Source organism: Paenibacillus sp. sgz302148, from assembly GCF_056120465.1.
In genome coordinates, this window is record NZ_JBVYOJ010000020.1 from 52,961 (window position 1) to 73,776 (window position 20,816).

The 20,816-nt window shown below is 49.6% G+C and carries 21 protein-coding genes; 11 read left to right on the forward strand and 10 right to left on the reverse strand.

What is annotated here, in order from left to right; genetic code table 11:
• Positions 1-22 precede the first annotated feature (22 nt).
• The 6 genes from AC0LWM_RS25435 to AC0LWM_RS25460 all read right to left on the reverse strand — a co-directional run bounded on the left by AC0LWM_RS25435 (position 23) and on the right by AC0LWM_RS25460 (position 6,511).
• Positions 23-1,432 carry a putative amidoligase domain-containing protein gene (locus AC0LWM_RS25435; RefSeq protein ID WP_474677817.1) on the reverse strand — a complete coding sequence of 470 codons (1,410 nt, stop codon included), beginning with the start codon at positions 1,430-1,432 and terminating at the stop codon, positions 23-25.
• Positions 1,433-1,556: 124 nt separating this feature from the next.
• Complete coding sequence (locus tag AC0LWM_RS25440; protein ID WP_474677818.1) at positions 1,557-2,126, reverse strand: outer spore coat protein CotE; 570 nt, start codon at positions 2,124-2,126, stop codon at positions 1,557-1,559.
• Between the two features lie 131 nt (positions 2,127-2,257).
• Positions 2,258-3,091, reverse strand: a complete 834-nt coding sequence (locus tag AC0LWM_RS25445) for an ABC transporter permease (RefSeq protein WP_474677819.1) — start codon at positions 3,089-3,091, stop codon at positions 2,258-2,260.
• A 6-nt stretch (positions 3,092-3,097) separates the two neighbouring features.
• Positions 3,098-3,874, reverse strand: coding sequence for an ABC transporter ATP-binding protein (locus AC0LWM_RS25450; protein WP_474677820.1), 777 nt, complete (start codon positions 3,872-3,874; stop codon positions 3,098-3,100).
• Positions 3,871-4,869 (reverse strand): ABC transporter substrate-binding protein, encoded by a 999-nt coding sequence (locus AC0LWM_RS25455; protein WP_474677821.1) that lies wholly within the window; start codon positions 4,867-4,869, stop codon positions 3,871-3,873. The genes AC0LWM_RS25450 and AC0LWM_RS25455 overlap by 4 nt, the downstream gene beginning before the upstream one ends.
• Before the next feature lie 127 nt (positions 4,870-4,996).
• Entirely contained in the window at positions 4,997-6,511 is a 1,515-nt protein-coding gene (locus AC0LWM_RS25460; protein WP_474677822.1) for a carboxypeptidase M32, read from the reverse strand.
• 126 nt (positions 6,512-6,637) lie between these two features.
• On the opposite strand from AC0LWM_RS25460, the gene AC0LWM_RS25465 reads away from it, so the two are divergent.
• Together AC0LWM_RS25465 and AC0LWM_RS25470 are read left to right on the forward strand one after the other, a co-directional pair.
• Positions 6,638-6,976, forward strand: a complete 339-nt coding sequence (locus AC0LWM_RS25465) for an iron-sulfur cluster biosynthesis family protein (RefSeq protein ID WP_474677823.1) — start codon at positions 6,638-6,640, stop codon at positions 6,974-6,976.
• 13 nt (positions 6,977-6,989) lie between these two features.
• On the forward strand, positions 6,990-7,565 hold the full coding sequence (locus AC0LWM_RS25470; protein WP_474677824.1) for a beta-class carbonic anhydrase: 576 nt from the start codon (positions 6,990-6,992) through the stop codon (positions 7,563-7,565).
• An 85-nt stretch (positions 7,566-7,650) separates the two neighbouring features.
• Here AC0LWM_RS25470 and AC0LWM_RS25475 read toward each other — a convergent pair whose 3' ends face one another.
• On the reverse strand, positions 7,651-8,181 hold the full coding sequence (locus tag AC0LWM_RS25475) for a DUF309 domain-containing protein (protein WP_474677825.1): 531 nt from the start codon (positions 8,179-8,181) through the stop codon (positions 7,651-7,653).
• A 100-nt stretch (positions 8,182-8,281) separates the two neighbouring features.
• Here AC0LWM_RS25475 and AC0LWM_RS25480 point away from each other — a divergent pair, with 100 nt between their 5' ends.
• Positions 8,282-8,710: a hypothetical protein gene (locus AC0LWM_RS25480; RefSeq protein WP_474677826.1), complete on the forward strand. Its 429-nt coding sequence runs from the start codon at positions 8,282-8,284 to the stop codon at positions 8,708-8,710.
• 5 nt (positions 8,711-8,715) lie between these two features.
• Entirely contained in the window at positions 8,716-9,000 is a 285-nt protein-coding gene (locus AC0LWM_RS25485) for a YxcD family protein (protein WP_474677827.1), read from the forward strand.
• Positions 9,001-9,070: 70 nt separating this feature from the next.
• On the opposite strand, the gene AC0LWM_RS25490 is transcribed toward AC0LWM_RS25485, so the two are convergent.
• The 3 genes from AC0LWM_RS25490 to AC0LWM_RS25500 all read right to left on the reverse strand — a co-directional run bounded on the left by AC0LWM_RS25490 (position 9,071) and on the right by AC0LWM_RS25500 (position 11,387).
• Complete coding sequence (locus AC0LWM_RS25490) at positions 9,071-9,694, reverse strand: polysaccharide deacetylase family protein (RefSeq protein ID WP_474677828.1); 624 nt, start codon at positions 9,692-9,694, stop codon at positions 9,071-9,073.
• Positions 9,695-9,705: 11 nt separating this feature from the next.
• Positions 9,706-10,341 (reverse strand): polysaccharide deacetylase family protein, encoded by a 636-nt coding sequence (locus AC0LWM_RS25495; RefSeq protein ID WP_474677829.1) that lies wholly within the window; start codon positions 10,339-10,341, stop codon positions 9,706-9,708.
• Positions 10,342-10,403: 62 nt separating this feature from the next.
• Entirely contained in the window at positions 10,404-11,387 is a 984-nt protein-coding gene (locus AC0LWM_RS25500; RefSeq protein WP_474677830.1) for a CgeB family protein, read from the reverse strand.
• Positions 11,388-11,587: 200 nt separating this feature from the next.
• Here AC0LWM_RS25500 and AC0LWM_RS25505 point away from each other — a divergent pair, with 200 nt between their 5' ends.
• From AC0LWM_RS25505 to AC0LWM_RS25535, 7 genes are all read left to right on the forward strand, one after another.
• The gene (locus AC0LWM_RS25505) at positions 11,588-12,283 is read left to right on the forward strand and encodes a glycoside hydrolase family 75 protein (RefSeq protein ID WP_474677831.1); all 696 of its coding nucleotides are present in this window, start codon (positions 11,588-11,590) and stop codon (positions 12,281-12,283) included.
• A 30-nt stretch (positions 12,284-12,313) separates the two neighbouring features.
• Positions 12,314-13,288, forward strand: coding sequence for a CgeB family protein (locus tag AC0LWM_RS25510; RefSeq protein WP_474677832.1), 975 nt, complete (start codon positions 12,314-12,316; stop codon positions 13,286-13,288).
• 23 nt (positions 13,289-13,311) lie between these two features.
• On the forward strand, positions 13,312-13,956 hold the full coding sequence (locus AC0LWM_RS25515) for a polysaccharide deacetylase family protein (protein ID WP_474677833.1): 645 nt from the start codon (positions 13,312-13,314) through the stop codon (positions 13,954-13,956).
• A 19-nt stretch (positions 13,957-13,975) separates the two neighbouring features.
• Positions 13,976-14,953: a CgeB family protein gene (locus AC0LWM_RS25520; protein ID WP_474677834.1), complete on the forward strand. Its 978-nt coding sequence runs from the start codon at positions 13,976-13,978 to the stop codon at positions 14,951-14,953.
• Between the two features lie 213 nt (positions 14,954-15,166).
• Complete coding sequence (locus AC0LWM_RS25525) at positions 15,167-17,077, forward strand: glycosyl hydrolase family 18 protein (protein ID WP_474677835.1); 1,911 nt, start codon at positions 15,167-15,169, stop codon at positions 17,075-17,077.
• Between the two features lie 252 nt (positions 17,078-17,329).
• Positions 17,330-18,949, forward strand: coding sequence for a sensor domain-containing diguanylate cyclase (locus AC0LWM_RS25530; RefSeq protein ID WP_474677836.1), 1,620 nt, complete (start codon positions 17,330-17,332; stop codon positions 18,947-18,949).
• Between the two features lie 226 nt (positions 18,950-19,175).
• Complete coding sequence (locus AC0LWM_RS25535; RefSeq protein ID WP_474677837.1) at positions 19,176-20,771, forward strand: sensor domain-containing diguanylate cyclase; 1,596 nt, start codon at positions 19,176-19,178, stop codon at positions 20,769-20,771.
• Positions 20,772-20,816: the final 45 nt, after the last annotated feature.

Genomic DNA, 20,816 nt, shown 5'->3' on the forward strand with positions numbered 1-20,816 from the left:
ATACCATGAATGCCAAAGGGAATCATGAATAGGGCTTAATTTTCCACGACCGGCGTATATCCTCCTGCTCGTTCCACGGTTCTTTCCGCTCCATCTGGCGGAACAGCGGTTCGATCGCCTCGCGGAAAGCGGCAAACGCAGGCAGCCGCTCCAGATCGGAGCGAAGCAAGGTGAAAACGCGCCCGATTGCGGCTTTATCGCCGTCGTAGTAGTGCTGCTGCATCGATTCGGACGCAAGCGGCCGCCGATGAAGCTCGCGATAGTGCGTGGCGATGACGACCGCCAGCGCGACGACGCCGGTTGCGACCTTCGGCGATACGAGCCAACTGGGCAGCGTACGGTATTCGAAGCCGCCGTGCGGCTGCAGCCGGAAATCGCCGAGGAACCCGTATTTCGGCCTGCGTTGGGCCGTCGTCGAATCTTCGATTAAAACGAGCGGCAGCGCCAAATAGTTATCTAGAGAGCGCAGCAATTCCGCGTTCAGCCATACGCCGCTTAAATGCAAATGTCCGCCGAGCGGCAATCCTCTGTAAGGCATTCCTCCCGCAAGCCACATGAGCGAGTCGTCGGCGATCTGATCGGCCGCCATTTCCATCGCCTGATGCAGGTTGGCGATCAGCTGCCCGGGCTCGGGACTCGGATCGGGGCGCAGCTCGACGAGCGGATAATATTTACGCTCGCGGATGACGACCGAATCGCAGCCGACGACGCCTTTTTTGGCCAAATATTTGGATGCCGATACGATTTTCCCGTCAACCCGGCGCAATATAAATTCAGGATCCGTTCCGACGACAACCGGCCGTCGCCGCGCCTTGGACTCTTCGTCAACGCTTTCGGCAAACGCGGCAATCGCGGCCGCGTACATCGCCGCGAGCCGATCGTCCAGCTGCGGGGAAAGGTCTACCTTCATCACGGCAAACGAGCCTTGATCGCCGAACGCGATGTGGACATTGGCGAAATCAAGTCCGAGGCTGTACACCGTACGCACCGCGGCTCGGGTGATGCTCCTCACGATCGGCGAGTTGGCATTCATCTCCAATTGCCGGTATGTCGATGGAAGCGCAAACACACTAGGGGACGCAAACAACCCGATAGGCTGCAAATGGAACACCGGTACGATATAACCTCTGCCCGCGCCGAGCTTGATCGTCGCCCCGTCCTGCCGAGAGGACAGGCGTGGCGCCAAAGCGGCCGCCTGAATGCCGTGCCGGCGCAGCATGCTGCTCATCCTGTCTCCGTCGAGCTGCGAAACGCGCGCCGCTTCGGCGTTTAAAGTGCGGGAGCCCCGCGGACGTACGGGCGTTTGCGCCGTTCCCCAATAGATCACGGTTGTTTCCGCCTCGTCGGGCAATTTCGACCCATGAGCCACGGTCAATTGTTCGAGCAGCCGGACCGGAGCATTGCTCTCGTCGTACAACAGAAACGATGACATCGTCCATCCCCCTTCCCCACAGCATATTAGAACGCTTCGCTTTTTATCCGAAAAATCAAACAAAAAGAGGGCACCCGCCCTCTTCGCAATCCCGTATTCCGCATATACTGAACTATGAAACGACTTAGACGCCGTCCTCGAGCAGGTCCGCATCCAGATCCTCGAATTCGCCGTCGTCTCCACCTTCGGCGAAGTCGTAGTCTTTGTCGCCAAAATCGTCGCAGCCGTGCGGGCAGACCAATACGCACACTTTCGTTTCCGCGATCATCTCGACCGCGAATTCCCGTTCTACGCGAATAATAACGCTCGTGCCCGACGACGATACGCTGGCTTCGACGCAGTTAGGCTCTTGCGTAGCCTCTGCGTCCACTTCCTCCGTCGAAGTCCTATGTTTGGGATCCACATAAGATAGCGGGACCAGTTCTACATACGAAATCGTTTCTTTTGCTACGTCCGTTTGCGAGTTTTTGTCGTATGAATACCAGATGTTGATATCGTAAGTACCAATGACTTCGATGCCATCCCCGGACTTGACCGCTTCATATTGATGATTTATAATCCACGCACCCAAAATGCTGCTCGGATTATGAGGCGGCGTTACGGTATGGGTCACGCATGCATACTTACGTCCTTTGCCGCAGATCGCTTTCGTGATGATCTGTCTGCATTGCACATCTTTATCTCGAACTGACATCCTTTCAACCTCCTCCACTACAATCATTCATTACAAGTGTATGCAGGACATTCGTCTAGAGTGACAAAAACTTTTATCCCGCCTCGATTACTTTGTAGACTTTCATTCTATTGGACTGCGCTTTTTTCTACCTACCGATTCGAAAGCATTTTTTTCTCGATATAAGCGACAGCCTGGTACATCATCGTCGCTACGGCCGCAATGATGAACAATCCGGCCAGTACCAGCGTGAAATTGAAAACTTGAAAGCCGTAGACGATCAAGTATCCAAGCCCTTGCTGCGAAACGAGGAACTCGCCTACGATCACGCCGACCCAAGCCAGCCCAACGTTGACCTTCAGCGTCGACACGATCGCCGGAATGGACGACGGAAGTACGGCTTTCGCGAAAATATTCCAGCGCGATCCGCCGAATACGCGGACAACCTTCACGAAATTCGGATCGGTCTGCTTGAAGCTGCCGTAGATGTGCAGCATGGTGATGATGACCGTAACCGACAGCGTTGTTGCGACGATCGCCGCGAAGCCTGCGCCGAAGCTGACGATAAACAGCGGTCCAAGCGCGACCTTCGGCATGCTGTTCAGCACGACGATGAACGGATCGAGCACGCGCGCAAGGAACGGCGACCACCATAATATGGCGGCGGCTGCCGTACCAAGCGCCGTGCCGAGCACGAATCCGACGAACGTTTCCAGCACGGTCGTGCCGATGTGCGGCAGCAAGGTGCCGTCGATGAGTTGATCCCAGATAAGGCGTGCGATTTTGCTTGGGTAGCTGAACAACAAAACGTCAATCCACTTCAGCTGCCCGGCAATTTCCCATAGCGCAAAAAAAGCGATCAGCAGAACAATCCGGACGGCGAGTACACGTCGCAGTACCCGTGTCTTGCGAATTTGATACTCCTCTCGAAGCCGGAGGGCGAGCTGCTTGCTGTCTTGACGATTCATCCGGAACGGCGCGCCCATGCGCGATCACCTCTTCTCCTCCGTGGATTCCAGCTGCTGCCAGATGTCATTGAACAAGGCATGAAACCCCGGCTGCTCGCGAGCATGGAACGGTTCCACCGCCCGGATCCGCTCAGGAACGTAGAACTGTTTGCGGATCGTGCCCGGATTGCGACCCAGTACGATGACCCGATCGCTCATGGCAATCGCTTCGGACAAATCGTGCGTCACGAGTATCGCCGTCTTATGCCGCGTCTTTAATGTGCGGACAAGCAAATCCTCCAGTTTCAGCTTGGTTTGGTAATCCAATGCCGAGAAAGGCTCGTCGAGCAGCAGCAAATCCGGTTCCGTCGCCAGCGTCCGAACGAGGGCGACGCGCTGCCGCATGCCGCCGGACAGCTGATTCGGATATGCGTCGCGGAACGTGCCCAGTCCCATATCGTCCAGCAGCTGCACGACTCTGCCGATTCCTTGCTTGTTCAACTGCCCGGTCAGCTCCAGACCGATGATCGCGTTCTGGTAGATGGTGCGCCATGGGAACAAATAATCCTGCTGCAGCATGTAGCCGACTTTGATGTTCGGCCCGTTCACCGCAGTACCGCCTACGCGAACCTCTCCGGCAGAAGGAGCGAGCAATCCGGCGATGATCGACAGAATCGTCGTTTTGCCGCAGCCGCTCGGACCGACCAAGCTGACAAACTCGCCTTGCTCCACGGTCAGGTTAATTTTGTCGATCGCAAGCGACGCTCCTTGCTCGTTCACGTATACTTGCGATACATGAAAAAGCTGTACCGCGGGCTTCATGGCCTAGCTTTTTCCGCGAAGCTGTTGTCGACAAGCGTGCCATGGTCTACACGCTGCTTCAGCTCGCCCGCCGATTCGATCACATCCTGCAAATTGTTCCATTCCTGCTCGTCGATGATCGGATCGACCGCAAAGGAACCTTGCGACTTGTAACGGTTAATGACGCTAAGAACGATGTCCCGGTCCACATTCGTAAAATACGGCATAATCGCGTCAGCGATTTCCTCCGTGCTGCTCGACTGCACCCACGCTTGCGCCTTCTGTATGGCGTTCGTGAACTTTTGCACCGTGTTCGGGTTATCCTTGATGAAGCTTTTTTTCGTCATAAACGCAGTGTAAGGAAGGTGCCCGCTTTCTTTGCCGAATGACGCCACGACGTACCCTTTGCCTTCCTTCTCGAATACCGAAGCCTGTGGCTCGAACAGCTGCACGTAATCGCCGGTGCCCGACGCGAAAGCTGCCGGAATATTGGCGAATTCCACGTTTTGAATCAGCGTCAAGTCTTTGTGCGGATCGATTCCGAATTTCTTGAGCGCGAACTCGCCTGCCATTTGCGGCATGCCGCCTTTGCGCTGGCCGAGGAAGGTCGAGCCCTTCAGCATATTCCAGTCGAAGTTTTCGATCGGCTTGCGCGATACGAGAAACGTGCCGTCGGTTTGCGTCAATTGGGCGAAGTTGATCACGGGATCGTCGGAGCCCTGCTGATACACATAAATCGACGTCTCTGAGCCGACGAGCGCAACGTCGATCTGACCGGACAGAAGCGCGGCCATCGTCTTGTCGCCGCCAGGCGTCGTCGTAAGTTCAACGTCCAAACCCTCTTCCTTGAAAAATCCTTTAGCCAGCGCGGCATATTGCGGCGCATAGAAGATCGAGCGCGTCACTTCGCCGATCGTCACTTTCGATTGTTCGGCTTTCCCGCTGCCGCAAGCGCCCAATACGGCCGCAAGCAGCAGCATTACGGCCAGCAGCACCGCCATGTTTCGTAGTTTCATCGTTCTTCCCCCCGTTTGCAGGATATTACGATATTCTATGCACCTGCCCAGGCATTTGGTGAGAACGACAAAGGCGCCTAACGTCTTCGTTAAGCGCCTTTGTGCAAATTTATTTTCATATGTTCGGTTACAAGTTGTAGATGTCTTTGTATTTCCGCTCCAAGTAGTCAACGAGATAGACCGGATTCAGCGGCTCGCCGGTTACCTTCTGCACGATCTCGGAAGGCGTGAGCAGCTTGCCGTACTGATAAATATGCTCGACGAGCCACGATTTGATCGGAGCGAAGTTGCCTTGTTCGATGAGTTGGTCGAACTGCGGAAGCGATTTGTGCATCGTGTTCGCGAATTGCGCCGCGTACATGTTGCCGAGCGAATACGACGGGAAGTAGCCGAAACCGCCGCCCGACCAATGAACATCCTGCAGCACGCCTTCACCGTTGTTCGCCGGAACGACGCCGAGGTATTCTTTGTACTTGGCGTTCCAAATCTCCGGTAAATCGCTCACCTTGACGTTGTCGTTGAACAGCATTTTTTCGATTTCGTAACGGATCATGATGTGGAGATTGTACGTCAGCTCGTCGGCTTCAATTCGGATTAGCGACGGCTTCACTTCGTTGATCGCCTTGTAGAACGTCTCAACCGGTACGTTCAGCTGCTGCGGGAACAGCTCTTTGAGATCGCCGTAATAGCGATTCCAGAAACCGCGGCTGCGTCCGACGACATTTTCCCAGAAACGGGATTGCGATTCGTGAATGCCCATCGACGTGCCCGTGCATAACGGGGTGCCGAGCAGATCGAGCGAAATGTTCTGCTCATAGAGCGCATGACCGCATTCGTGTATGGTGCCGAATAAGGCGCTGACGACGTCGTCCGGCAAGTAGCGCGTCGTGATGCGAACGTCGCCCGGGTTCAGCCCCGTCGCGAACGGGTGCACGCTTTCGTCCAAACGTCCCGCATCGAAGTCGTAGCCGAGCTGGCCAAGAATGAACCGGCTGAATTTCTTCTGTTGCTCCTTGTCGAATTGCTGGCGAAGTACCGTCGTATCCGGTTTGTTCGCGGCATGCTGAATGGCCGATACGAGCGGCACCAGCTTTTCGCGCAGCTCGCCGAACACTTGATCCAGCTTGGCGACCGTCATGTCCGGTTCATACATGTCGAGCAGCGTATCATAACGGGTTTCCTTGTAGCCCCACAGATCGATGAATTCTTGGTTGAACGCGACGATCTTCTCCAAATACGGTTTGAACGAATCGAAATCGGAGCTTTCCTTCGCTTCTTCCCAAGCGGATTCCGCTTGCGACGTCAGCACAACGTAAGCTTCGTATTTATCGTGCGGAATTTTTTTGCTGCGCTCGTATTCCTTGTGGCATTCGGAGACGACTTTGCGATTGATTTCGTCCAATTGCCCGAAATTGTCTTTTTCCATAAGCGCCGTTACATAATGGCCCATTTCATCGGAGGTTCGCAGCTTGAATGCTTCGCCCGACAACGTTCCGACCGCTTCGGACCTTGCCGCGATTCCTTTGCGCGGAGCACCGGTTCGCATGTCCCAATACACGACGGCCAGCGCTTCGTTATAGCTTTGGATTTTTTTTACAAGCTGCCTAAAGCCGTCGACTTGCCGCTTTAAAGCATCGTTCATCGTTCGTTTCCTCCCTGGATTATCGTGATTCGTATGTAACTTAACTTGATCATACAAGTTCCAAGACGTATAATCAACATGTTACACAACGGGTTTTTTACATGTTATGGAAAGGAGCGCTTCAGCATGTTTATTCGCTTTACCGATGCGGCAGTGGAACAAATTCGCGAAAAATTCGGCGACCGATCCGCTTATCTAAAGCTCGCCTACGATACGGAAGGATGCGGCTGTGCCGTCAACGGCGTAGCTCAGCTATGGATTATCGAGGATCCGCCTCCTTACGATGTCCAAGCTTCCGGAGACCCTTTCCCCGTATGCTATGATCCGAATCACGAAATATATTTCGAGGATCAAATGGTAATCGACTATGCCGAACGGACCCGTTCGTATAAATTGAGCAGCTCAAGCCAAATCTATAATGCGTTTATGCCTTTGTTGGATAAACGGCCGGTAGTTTTAAAGTAGTGGGAGGAATACGATGTCGAACCTATCGAATATATTGGAATTCAACAAAACGTTTGTAGAGAACAAAGAATACGAAGCTTATTTGACCGATCGGTACCCCGATAAAAAAATGGTCATCATTACTTGCATGGACGCGCGGCTCGTCGAGCTGCTGCCCAAAGCGATGAACCTGCGCAACGGAGACGCCAAAATTATTAAAAACGCCGGCGCCATCATTACAATGCCGTTCGGCAACGTTATGCGGAGCGTACTTGTCGCCATCTATGAACTTGGAGCTCGCGAAGTGTTCGTCGTCGGCCACCATGGCTGCGGCATGACCGGAATCGACCCTGAGAAGGTCATTCAGAAGGCGGTCGACTGGGGCATCTCGGAAGACGTTATCAATACGCTGAAAAACTCCGGCATCAACTTGAACCGGTGGTTGACCGGCTTCGATAGCGTACATGAAGGGGTTACGAACAGCGTCGAGATTATTCGCAAGCATCCTCTCCTGCCTCCCGGCATACCGGTCCACGGCATGATTATGGATCCTAAAACCGGAAAGCTGGAGCTGGTAGTGAACGGCTACGGCGAACATCAACCTGAATAAATTGTTCGAACGAACAAATAAGAGCACAGCGGCGCTGTGCTCTTTCTTTTCTTCGCGATGATCATGCGCATGGGGATACACCCGCTCAAAGGTTGTTCTTCCGGTTGCGCAGCTCGAGCTGCTCTTGTCTCGCTCTTATGACTTCGGAACGGTCGCGGCGCGTATGCCGATGGATGAGCTCCTCGTTCGTCATATCGCTAGGCTGTCCCCAGACAAGCCCTCTTTTCTTGCACAATTCCTCGCATGCAAGCTCCAACTGCGCATCTGCGATCGGAATGTTGATGTCCGCATACGGCGGCGCATCCTCCTCCAGCTGCTCCCCACGCTTTCTCAGCGCGTCCAGAAACGCGTCGGCATCAATCCCAAGGTAGTGCAGACCCGCTTCGTTCAAATTGACGAGCGCTTGCCGGTTCATTTTACGTGCTCCAGCCAAATTTCCTCTGCGTCCATGATACAGCGACACCGCCGTTTGAATGAGACCGACCCAAGTTTTGGCGTATGGGCTTTCCGGATGTTCCTTCCAATATTCCTCCAATAGTTCATGGCATTCAAAATAATCGCGGTTTGCGTGAAATTCGATCAAATAATCGATATAAGCCGAAGGATAAACTTGCAATCGGATAACCTCCGAAAAATATTTTTTGAAACCAAAGCAAATACTATACGTAGAACTATACGGGGAAACCTATCGAATCGCAACAGGAGGATGGGATTAAATGAAGAAACTTGTAGTACTGATGCTGGCGTTCGCTGTATTTGCCGGGTTTTCGGGATTTGCGGCTGTGGACCATGCGGATGCGAAAGGCTTCAAATCGGGGAAAAGATCGTACAACCAGACGCCTTCCAAATCGACCGACAACGTATCCAAAACGGATGGCGGCGCAACAAAAGGCACAACGAACACCGGCGCGGCAACGACAAACCGCGGATTTTTCAGCGGCGGGGGCTTCATGAAAGGTTTGATGATCGGCGGCTTGGCCGGCATGCTGTTCGGCGGCATGTTTGGCGGAATGGGCTTTTTCGGCGACATGCTAGGCTTGCTCGTTAACGTCGCGGCCATTGTGATCCTAATTGCCGTTATCCGCAAAATTTACGTTTACTTCAAAGATCGTAAAAAACTTGACGAGAATCCTAAGAGGTATTAATCGGTATGCGTTTAAGTATGGATGAAATCGTCAATGCGATATGTTTGCATATGGCGGAACGTAAGCAACTGCAGCCAAACGATATCGAAGTGGAATTAAGCTGGGACGAAGAGCTCGGTTTTACCGCTGAAGTTTGGGTGCAGGGCCGAAGCCAATACTTGGTGGAAGCCAACATGCTCGAAGCGATCGAGCGTTACATGTTCACGCAATATAATCAACGCATCTTCCGCAGTCAAATTCAACTCGTTGTTGGAGAAGATGAAATGGTTGCGGATATCGTCGAAAACTAAAAGCAAGATGTACAAGCTCCGTTTCCCGTCACCGGGTACGGAGCTTTTTCGCGCCTTATGAAGGGGTCCATTATTGATTCTTAATTAACCGAATCATCGTGGAGATCTTTACAAATCGATATCCTTTCCTGCGCAATCCATCTATGATGCGTGGCAGAGCCGCTATTGTTTGTTTACACGTATCGCTTGCATGCATCAGAACGATATCGCCCGGATGAACGCGGGCAAGTACTCGGTTCACAATCCGGCGCACTCCCGGGTTCGTCCAGTCGAGGGAATCCGTGTCCCACTGTATGACTTCATACCCCATTCGGTTTAACTTTTTGATCACCCTGCGGTTGTGATCTCCATTCGGAGTACGGATCAATCGGGTTCGAACTTTTGCAGCTCGAAATATTGCCGCTTCTGCTTTTTTTACTTCTTTTTCGATCCACTTGTTCCCATGCTTGGAGTAATTATAGTGCAAATAACCATGTGAACCAATTTCATATCCCACAGATCTTATTCTTTTGGCTGTTTTCACATTGCGGATGGCCCAAGGGCCGGCCAAAAAGAACGTCACATTCGGGACGCGTTTTTTTTCCAATATGTCCAATACGGGATTTTGGACCTTCTTTCCCCAGCCGATGTCGAAGGTAAGGGCGACGATTTTCTCTTTTGTATGCACGTTATATACCGCTGAAATGTCGTTCATTATTTATAACATCACCTTTTCTTAACCCTTGTCTTTGCGTACTTAAGAAGTTCTGTAACAGTCACAAATTTATAGCCTCTTCTCCTTAAGGAATCTACAATAACAGGTAGAGCCTTCAAGGTCTGGGTCCAAGTATCGCAAGCATGCAATAAGATGATATCCCCTGGATGGACATGAACTAACACTCTTTTCACGATTTTTCCAACCCCTGGCATGGTCCAATCTAGCGAATCGGTATCCCATTGAATGATGGTCTGGCCCATGGAACGCAATTTTTGAATGACTCTTAGATTCATATCTCCGCTAGGCGTACGGATCATGTTGGTTCTAACCCCGGTTGCCCTGTAGATGGCGCGCTTCGCCTTTTTGACTTGCCGATCGATCCATATATTGCTGTGTCGTGAATAATCCCGGTGGAGGTAACCATGGGAGGCTAATTCAAAGCCTTGTCTATGAATTCGACGCGCGATGGCGGGATATTGATTTACCCATGTGCCGCTAAGAAAGAAGGTGGCCTTTTTTACTTTCAGCTTGTTTAACAATCTCAGCATGGCGAGTGGTACTTGATTTCCAAAAGCAACATCGAACGTGAGAGCAGCAACCTTTTTGGAAGTGGGTACCTCATAAATGACATCGTCCCAAGACATCCATTCCCCCCTCTCCTCTCCGCCCCGCAACAACTCCGGTTTCTCACTTCCCGGCGTTCATTTTATTTTTTAAGCAGACCGTGTCGACGCAGTACTCTTAGCATAAACTTGGCTCGATTTTTATAATTGTGCTTGGCGATCGTCATTCTTCCTTGTTTCCGGATGCGCTCACGTCCTTTTGAATCTTTCAAGTAGCGCTTTACCAAACTTATCGTTTCGTTCGGGGAAGAAGCCGCGACAACATCACGTCCCGGTTTCAGCAATTTTCGAATTCCCGGTGTATTGCACGTTAATAAAAATCCGCTGGAACCTAATATTTCGTAAGTTCTCTGAGTTACCATATCGGGATAATTTTGTGGTCCAAGCATAATTTTCGCAGAGCTATAGACTCTGCTCGCGTCCTTGTAAGGGATTTTCCCGTGAATCCACCGGCGAGGTATTCGGCGGCCCAGATAATGACCCATTTTATCCCAATTACTACCGTAAAAGTCTACTCTCATGCCTTTTTTGAGTAAAGGACGAAGTAAAATGTTGATGGCCCTGCGGCGATAATGCTTTGGATATTTTTGCAGAACTTCCGGGTAGGCATTCGCAACAACCGCTATGTCGGTTTCATATTTTTTATTAGGTTTTAAGCGTCTGTGAATACTCGAATGATAAGCAAAATCCATATACGCGGCGGGAAGGCCCATTTTCCGGTAATATTCTGCAGTCTTCGCCGAAATGGTGAAAATAAAATTCGGCTTCATTCGCCTTATTAAGGGCAATGTGTACTCTTTCGTAAAGTTAGGATCCTCCGTAGCCCAATAAATCAAAGGAATGTTCGCTGCTTTTGCAAACTTCCCCATCCAACGTTGCTTCTCCTTCGTATGCTCGGGTCCCCAACCAACCGTCACCATCAAGTCAGGACGGAATGATTGAATCAGAGCGGGTATTTTCCGGCGGGTCAGAGGTCCCGAAATAAGCACTTTATGACCTAATTCACGCAACCCGCCAGGCAATCCCCGCGACCAGATCGGTCCGCTCTCGAAAAACAAAATTCTCATCTGATAACCCGCCTTTTCGCAACCATAGTCCACTAGGTGTAGGTAACTTTGCGTATAGATACAAAAATTGTATTCACCGCACTTATCCGGGGAATAAGCAAAGTTCCTAATTTGGCGAAAATAGGCTATCGTTGCAATCCTCTTCCGTTACCCATGAATACGATGGTGGGAAAATGCAGCAAAGGGAACGGGTGATTTGTATGAAACGAGTGGTAGGTTCTGTCTATGATCCCCAAGTTAATAAACGGATTTTTGTATATACAATTCCCGGAAAAAGGCCTCGAGCCTTCTTTTTCCGCAGCAAATTGGCCATAGACGCGGATGGTTCCCCGCATGCTTACAATCCTCAAAATACCGGACTAGACGATTTGAGCCATGCAGGCAGGCCAGGCAACTGGTGGGGAATTGTGACACGCAACGGCAAGCCGTCGGGGAGACCTGTAATCCAAAAGAGAAGCGATCCCGCCCCAGGGTATTATGTTTCTCAAACATCCCTTTCGGATTATAACAAGTCTCCATTTGATCCAGCCGCTTATGTGAATTCAGAAACAATCCCTTACATCGTATTGCCTGCAAACCAAAGTTTCGGTGCGGTTTTGGGGGATTTTGCCGTCGTGTATAACCTGAAAAATAAAAGATTTGCGTATGCGATCTTTGCCGATCAAGATGTGGGGTTAGGCGAAGGGTCCATTGCCTTGGCGAAAAGGCTGGGAATCAAATCAAATCCAAGAAGCGGTGGAACAGGCATTAATAGGAATGTTCTATACTTGGTATTCCCTAAGTCGGGCAAAGGAGATGGAAGCATCCCTTCCCTCACGGTCATTTCACGAAAAACAAGAAGATTATTTAATCAATGGGGCGGTCTTTCATTTTTGAATGAGGTAAAAACATGTTAATTAATTGAAAAGTCTAATGGGAGGATTACCGTGCGGATTTTATTCCTTGAAGATCACGCCATGTGGATTCACGGATTACCGAATGGGTTTCGCAAGTTAGGCCATAAGGTAAAAACGTATTCCCCCGATTCGAATACGAAGCTGATCATTAATCGATTTCAACCCGACTTGATCATGACGATCGGTTGGACCGAAGCGAACGGATCTGCAAAGAAGCAACTTCAAATTGCTAAGGCGGTAAAGCACTCCTGTGTCCCGCATGTCTATTGGTCGACGGAGGACCCCGGCTATACACAGAGCTTCTCCCTGCCGTTAATTCGTCGAATCAAGCCTGATTTTGTGTTTACGATCCACCGGCCAACAATGAAGCTCTATCGAAAATTATCCATTCCGACGGCTCACCTTGATTTTGGTTTTGATCCGTCCGTTCATAGAAGAGCAAAGGTTCACAAGAAATATCGAAGTACGGCAGCGCTTGTCGCAAACGGATACGTGCAGCTGTACAGGGAAAAACCGAAACATTATCGATTTCAAACTCTTCGTCATTTAGTGAATCCGTTCTTGAAAAAAAATTTGAAAATAAACTTCTACGGTCGTTACTGGGATCAGATGCGCCACGTATTCAAGCAACCTATTCCCAAACATTGGATTCGCGGTTATTTGCCGTATACGAAAGCAAACAAGGTGTACAGTTCAGTTGATTTTGTCATCGGTCCCCAAAACGGTACCGATCGGCTTACTCAGCGGACATATGAAGTTCTTGCATCAGGTGGTTTACTGATCACATCAGACACTCCGGAGGTACGAAGGCTGTTTCGTCCCGGGCGTGACCTTCTTGTTTCGGCATCAGAAAAAAAGACCCGCAAGCTGATAAAAAAGTATTTGCAGCTCCCCAAAGAACGGAAACGAATTCGTCGGAATGCGATTCGGGCCGTTCGAACCCACTCCTACAAAAATCGAGCGTCTTATATCCTTCGTGTACTAAGAAAACATCAGATTATTTAAATAATAGGTTAGGATGAAAAAGGGTGAATAAAAAAAATATAAAGACAAAAACAGCCTACTTAACATTCGACGATGGCCCTTTACGATACACAGAGGCCATTCTGAATGTTTTACAGCAGCATCATGTAAAAGCCACTTTTTTCGTAACGGGCAGCGAAACAAATTATGGTTTGAAGATGTACGAAAGAATCGTACGGGAGCGTCATGCGGTTGGCAACCACACTTTTTCTCATAATTACCGCTACATTTATTCTTCCGTTCATCATTTTAAAAAGGACTTTTATAGACTTGAGAACCTTTTGCGGCGTAGCGTAAAAATAAAAAGCCGTATTTTCCGTTTTCCGGGAGGATCCAATAATAAAGTCAGCCATCGTTATGGCGGCAAACAAATCATGCCCAAAATCATAGCGGAAATGAACAGACTAGGATACAAGTATATTGACTGGAATGTAGATTCAAACGATTGTAAGATGCCAAGGAGAACGCCGGACGCGATCACTCGGACAGTATTACGGGAATGTAGGCGAAAACGAGAGGCCATCATTATCTTTCATGACTTTAGTAAATCAACCGTAACGGCTTTACCCGCTATTATCCGCGGATTAAAAGAACAAGGCTTCACATTCGGCAAACTCTCCAGGACGTCAGGGAGCTTTCAACTAAGCTAGTCGGAGGAAGTGAATTAGAATGCGGATTCTGTTTTTAGAAAGCCATCCTATGTGGATACACGGGCTGCCAAACGGGTTTCGGGATGCGGGGCATGAAGTAAAAATATCAGGTCCTTTATTAAAGCGCGATATACCGAAAATATTAGCCACATTCCGGCCTCATTTAATTATAACCTTAGGGTGGACTGAGGAACACTCCCCTCCTCAACAACAAATCGTCCGAAAATATGTGAGCAAATCTCGAATCCCCCATGTGTATTGGGCTACCGAAGACCCTACCCATACCAAATCTTTCACCTTGCCTTACATTCGATATGTGAAACCAGATTTTGTCTTTACCATCTCCCCCAAAAGGGCTAAACAATATAAAAAAATAGGTTTCCCATCCGCTTATTTGGATTTTGGATATCATTCAAAAGTGCACCATCCCGTAAAACCCCTAAAAAAATATAAGCGAGATATCGCGATCGTCGCTAATGCCTATCCGCGAAACCTTACGAAATATAAGGACCATTATCGCATTCAATCCTTGAGAAATCTGATTCGCCCTTTAGTAAAAAACAATATTCGGGTTGATTTCTGGGGAAAAGAATGGGAGAAAATGAAACCCATTCTCGGCGTGAAAATTCCTAAAAAGTGGATACATGGTTACTTGCCCTATACAGAAGCGAATAAAGTATACAGCTCCGCGAAAATTGTTATCGGTTTACAGAACCGGCTGACTCAGGTTACCCAGCGTACTTACGAAATACTTGGCTCCGGCGGATTCCTTCTAACAAACGATACACCGGAAATTCGGCGGCTGTTTAAAAATAAAAAACATCTCGTTGTTTCAAAGTCTGCTAAAAAAACTTTAGATTTAGTTCGTTATTATCTAAAACAATCGAAGGAACGAAAACGAATCCGACGGAACGGATTAAAAGCGGTAACCCGACACTCCTATAAACGACGCGCCATGCAAATGATTCGTGTGCTAAAAAGACATCATATTGTTTAAAAGTATCCGGAAGATTCGCAGGCGCCTGGCAGGGGCGTCTTTTTCATTTCTAATCACAACCGACGTTCGAAGCAAAGTGTCCAAGCTCCGTTTCCCGTCACCGGATACGGAAACTTTTTGCGTCCACCCCCTCTCCCTCTTTTTCCCACCGCAACCTATCGCGTAATTTCTCGTTAATAGAATAGACAGCGAGAATACGAGGAGGCCTGAGTCATGAAATCGAAAACGACGTTTGCCCTTACGCTGCTGCTCCTGCTTACATTCGGACTGCAGCAGATGGCATTCGCCGGCGCATCGGACAAAACAACGCATTACCGCGTGTACCAGAAAGACCGGCTTATCAAGGAATTCGCCGCTTACGGCAGCGCACTTGCATATGCCAAAGGAATTACATACGGCCGGATCGAAGAAATCGGCACAGGCCGATGGGTGTGGGATAACCTGCCCCGCTTCAAAATTTATCAATTCGGCGCGTCGGATCCCAAATGGGAGTTTCGTACGCTCAGCGAAGCGATCGCCAAAGCCAAAACGATGCGAAACGTCAGTATTCGCGATCTCGAGAACATCGGCTGGGTATGGAGCAATTACGCGCAATACCGCGTGTACCAGGGCGATAACACTCTGCCTGATTGGGAGTTTGCGGATCTGCAATCCGCCGTCAAAGAAGCGAAGAAATGGACGAATTCGCACATTATCGATCTGAAAACAAACCGTTGGGTGTGGGATAATCTGACGGTTGCCGCGAAGAAAAAACTGCGGGCTGGTACAGTTGTATACCAAGTCAACCAAAACGGAGTAACTGCGGACGATTGGAAATATGCATATCTTGAAGACGCGGTCGGCCGTGCCGTCAGCTTGGGCAACGCGGAAATCGTCCGCATCGATACCGGACGAACGGTATATACGAATAGGCGTCAGCACGAAGTTTTTTCGCAAGGGAAGCCGGTCAAAGCATTCGTCAGCATGAATGACGCGGTTCAATTCGCCAAAAGCTTGCCGTATGCTCAAGTCATGCGCGGCGGCCAGGAAATTTGGACGAGCATTCCGTACTTGCAAGTTTACGAAAACGACCGGCTCGTCGCGCGGTTCCATGCGCTGAAGTCCGCCCTTGCTTATGGAGCGGCGCACAAAAACGTGCTTGTCATGACCAATGACAACCGCAAAGTATGGAACAACTTCAGGAAATTAATTTACATGGGCTGGAACGGGTCGTCCAATGATGAAACCATTCAATCGCAAGTTGCGCAAACACAAGGACTCGATATCGATTCGCCGACCTGGTTCGAGCTCAAGGATGCAGCCGGAGGAATAACGGATCGCTCCAATCCCGATACAGCGGCAACACTCATGAGCCAAGGCTTCAAGGTGTACCCGCTTGTCAGCAATACGTTCAACACGGAGCTGACCACGAAGTTCCTGAGCGATCCCGCCGCTCAGCGCAGCTTTATCGATACGCTAGTCGCCCGCCTGAAAGCGCTTGGCGTCGGCGGGGTCAATATCGACTTCGAGAATGTCGCAGGCAAAGACCGCGACCGGTACAGCGAGTTCATCCGGCTGCTCAGCGAATCGGCGCACAAGCAGAAGCTGATCGTCACGATCGACCTGCCGCGAGGCGACGTCCTGTGGAATGCACGCAGCGCCTACGATCACGAGAAGCTGGCTCAATACGTCGACTATATCATTACGATGACGTATGACCAATATTGGTCAGGCAGCGAATCTCCCGGTTCGGTTGCCGGTTTGCAGTGGGTGGAGACGGGAGTTTCCGATTTTCTCTCGTACGGCGTTCCCCGCGACAAGCTGCTGCTTGGCGTACCCTTCTATGTTCGCGAGTGGAAGCTTGATCGTGCCGGTCAGTTGGTCAGCAATCGAGCGGTGATCATGAAGAGCCTTGCGGACCTGATCGCTTCCACCGGAGCGACTAAAACTTGGGATGCCGCTTTCGGTCAATATCGCGTCGATTATGTGAAGGACGGCTTCCGATACGTCCTCTGGCTGGAAGATAACGCAACGGTCAAGAGCCGGGTCGCCATCGCCAAAAAATACGAATTGGCCGGCGTCGCCTTCTGGCGTCTTGGCTACGAGGCACCCGAAACTTGGTCGTTGTTGGTCGGAGAGAAATAGAAATGGTTGCAGGGTCAGCCTTCGCTGCTAGCGGAGGCTGGCCTTTTTTTATGCCCGTTGCCGCTTAATCCCGCTCTCGGCGGGGTTTTCGAAGGTCGAACCGCCGTTTGTCGTCTACTGCTTTTGTATGAAAAAAGGTATATTCGAATGTATTTATGAGTGCATTTCGTTATAATCAAGCTAAGAGCTGACGAATCATGTCGAATCTTATCGATTTATCTGAATTGCAATTTGTTGATAAGGAGACATTCCATGCTTGTATATCGCGAAATCAGAAATAAACAACGCAAAAAGATCAGTTTAACCACCCTTTTTACCGGGCTTGTCTCCTTATCGGTCGTTCTGACGCTAACCATTCTCCTCATCGGATCCTATCATCTGAAAAAACAAACGCTGATCGATACGACGCTCACTTCGAATTATGCCGCCGCGGACAAGATGAGTCAGACGATCGACTATTTGTTCAAATCGATGCGAAGCAGCTTGCAATACTCCTCGGCTTTAATGGCCAATATCAAATCCATGCCCGCCGGCGAGGTTAATTCGTATTTGGAAATCATCCGTCGCAGCGGAGGCTACTTCAACTCTATGATCCTTGTGGACGAAACCGGTCTTGTCCGATACAGATCGCCGTTATCCGGAGGTTCGACCGGGATGTACGTGACTTCGAAAGAAGCAAGAACCGCATTAGCCTTGAAGAAGCCGTATATCTCCATTCCGTACATACCGCCGCAGACCCAACGTTTGATCACATTCGTAAGCGAGCCGATTTACGATATGGCGGGCCAATATCGCGGGTTTATCGGAGGGTCTTTATTTCTTCAAGAGGACAACATCTTGAATTCGATTTTCGGGAACAACCCGATCAATGAACTAGGATCGTACTTCTACATTGTCGGTTCCAACGGCCATATCCTGTTCCACCCCGACCAAAGCCGAATCGGCGAGGATGTCAGCGCCAATCCGGTCGTCGGCAAACTCATCCAAGGGCGCAGCGGACAAGAACCGGTAGTCAATTTGAGAGGCGTTGCTTTGCTCGCAGGTTACGTCAGGGTTCCGGAGAATGGCTGGGGTGTCGTTGTGGTGTCCCCCGAGAGCGTTGTAAATAAACAATTAAACGATTATATTGGAACGATGCTGTTGTACGTACTGCCGCCTTTCGCCGCATTGTTGCTGGCCGCCATCTGGCTTGCCCGCAGATTGGCGAAGCCGTTCGTCGCACTGACCGATGCCGTAAGCAAGATCGGCGAGGAAAAAGCGGAGCTGCCGAAAGGAAAGCAGCATTGGAATCGCGAAGCCGATTCGTTGACCAAAGCAATTCGCAATGCCATCAAAAACATTCGCAAACAAACCGATCGTTTGGCGCACGAGGCGATGACGGATCCATTGACCGGGCTTACGAACCGAAGGACGCTGGAAGCGAACATGCAGCGATGGATCACGGAAATGAATCCTTTTTCCGTCATTATTATGGATATCGACCGATTTAAAGAGATCAACGACATATTCGGGCATCTGGCCGGAGACGAAGTGCTAAGGCATTTCGCGGAAATTGTCGTTTCATGCATTCGGCCGGGCGATGTATGCTGCCGTTACGGGGGCGAGGAATTTGTCGCATTAATTGCACACGCCAATGCCGATGAGGGTTATCTCGTAGCCGAACGCATTCGCCGTACGCTGGAGGAAAGCGAAAACCCGATCAAGAGGCAAATTACGGTTTCACAAGGCGTCGTGCATTATGCAGCGGACACCGCTGCATCCGCCAAAGAGTTGATTCGCCTTGCGGATCAAGCATTATACAAGGCGAAGAGATCGGGGAGAAACCAGACGGTTATCGCCGAAAATGATGAATGGATGCCGGATCAAGATTAGACTCCCGCCGCGTTGACTTGCCAAGGTAAACATATGAAAAGGTCAGCTTCCGCATCTTGGGGTCGCTGACCTTTTGCTTAAGAACGTCGATCGATTCCATGCCTTTGGTCTTGAATATGGAATATATTACTGCACTCTTAGGTCTTTTGGTATATAATCAGAGCTAAGATATGGCGAATTATGTCGGTTAGCGGATCACTTTCTTTCGTACAAAAGGGGGCAACAAATGCACGTATTGCGCGAGAAAAAAACAAGCCAATGGAACAAAATTAGCCTGGCCACCCTTTTAACAGGGCTTGTCTCCCTATCGGTCGTTCTAACTTTAACCATTATACTTATCGTATCGTATAAATTGAAAAAACAAACGCTGATCGATACGACGCTTACGTTGAATTACGCAAACGCCGGCAAAATGAGTCAGACGATCGACTCGTTGTTTAAATCCATGCGAAATAGCCTTCACTACGCTTCAAGCATCTTGTCGAATAACAAGTCTATGAATGGCGAGGATGTAAATTCGAAGCTGGAAATAATACGCCGCAGCAGCAACTACTTTAATTCCATTGTCCTGGTCGATGAAACGGGACTTGTCCGATACAGGTCTCCGAAATCCGGAGGTTCGGTCGGAAAACATATTTCGACCCCAGCGGCAAAAACCGCATTGGAATTGAAAAAGCACTACGTTTCCGATCCTTACATAACTCCAAATACGAATAGACTTATCGTGTTCATGAGTGAGCCGCTATACGATATAGAAGGTCAATATCGGGGGTATATCGGTGGAACTCTTTTTCTTCAGGAAAACAACATATTGAACATGATCTTCGGGAACAATCCGACGAATGAACTAGGCTCTTATTTTTACATCGTAGGTTCCAGCGGTCACGTCCTGTTTCATCGTGACAAAAGCCGGATCGGCGAAGATATTAGCGCCAACCAAGTTGTTCGCAAATTGATTCGCGGACAAAGCGGACAAGAACAGACGGTCAATTTAAAAGGCGAGGCTTTACTGGCTGGTTATGTAAAAGTTCCGGAAAATGGCTGGGGTGTCGTTGTCGTTTCCCCGGAAAGTGTTATGATCGAACAATTGAATCAACAAATTCTTGCCATTCTGCTATATATGCTGCCGCCTTTTATCTTATTAATGTTGATTGTCATCGGTCTTGCGCGCCGATTGGCTAAACCCTTCGTTTTTCTCGCCGACCTTGTAAGCAATATCGGCAAAGATAAAGCCGAGCTTCCTAATGGAAAGCAGCACTGGAATAGGGAAGCCGATTTATTGACAAAAGCGATTCGATACGCCCTACATGATTTTAAAGAGCATACCGATCAATTGGCGCATGAAGCAATGACGGATCCATTAACCGGATTAACGAATCGAAGGACACTCGAAGCCATTTTGCAAAGCTGGATTATGGAGCAAATTTCTTTTTCCGTTATTATTATGGACATCGATCGATTTAAAAGCATTAACGACACCTACGGTCATCAAACCGGTGACGAGGTGCTCAAACATTTTGCCTCAATTATGGCTTCTTGCGTCCGGCCAGGCGATATTTGTTGTCGCTTCGGGGGTGAGGAATTCATCACACTCATTTCACATGCCGATTCTGAGGCTGCATATCAAGTGGCAGAACGCATTCGCAATTTATTGGAACATAGCGACAACCCGATTGGGCAGCCTATAACGGTCTCGCAAGGCATCGCTCATTATGCATCCCACGCCGATATGGCGGCAGAACTGATCCATAAGGCGGATCAAGCCTTATATGAAGCCAAGAAGTCGGGACGAAACCGAACCGTAATCGCCAAAATCGAGTAAGTATGAATCAACCCTGTACCAAATAGGTACAGGGTTATCTATTAT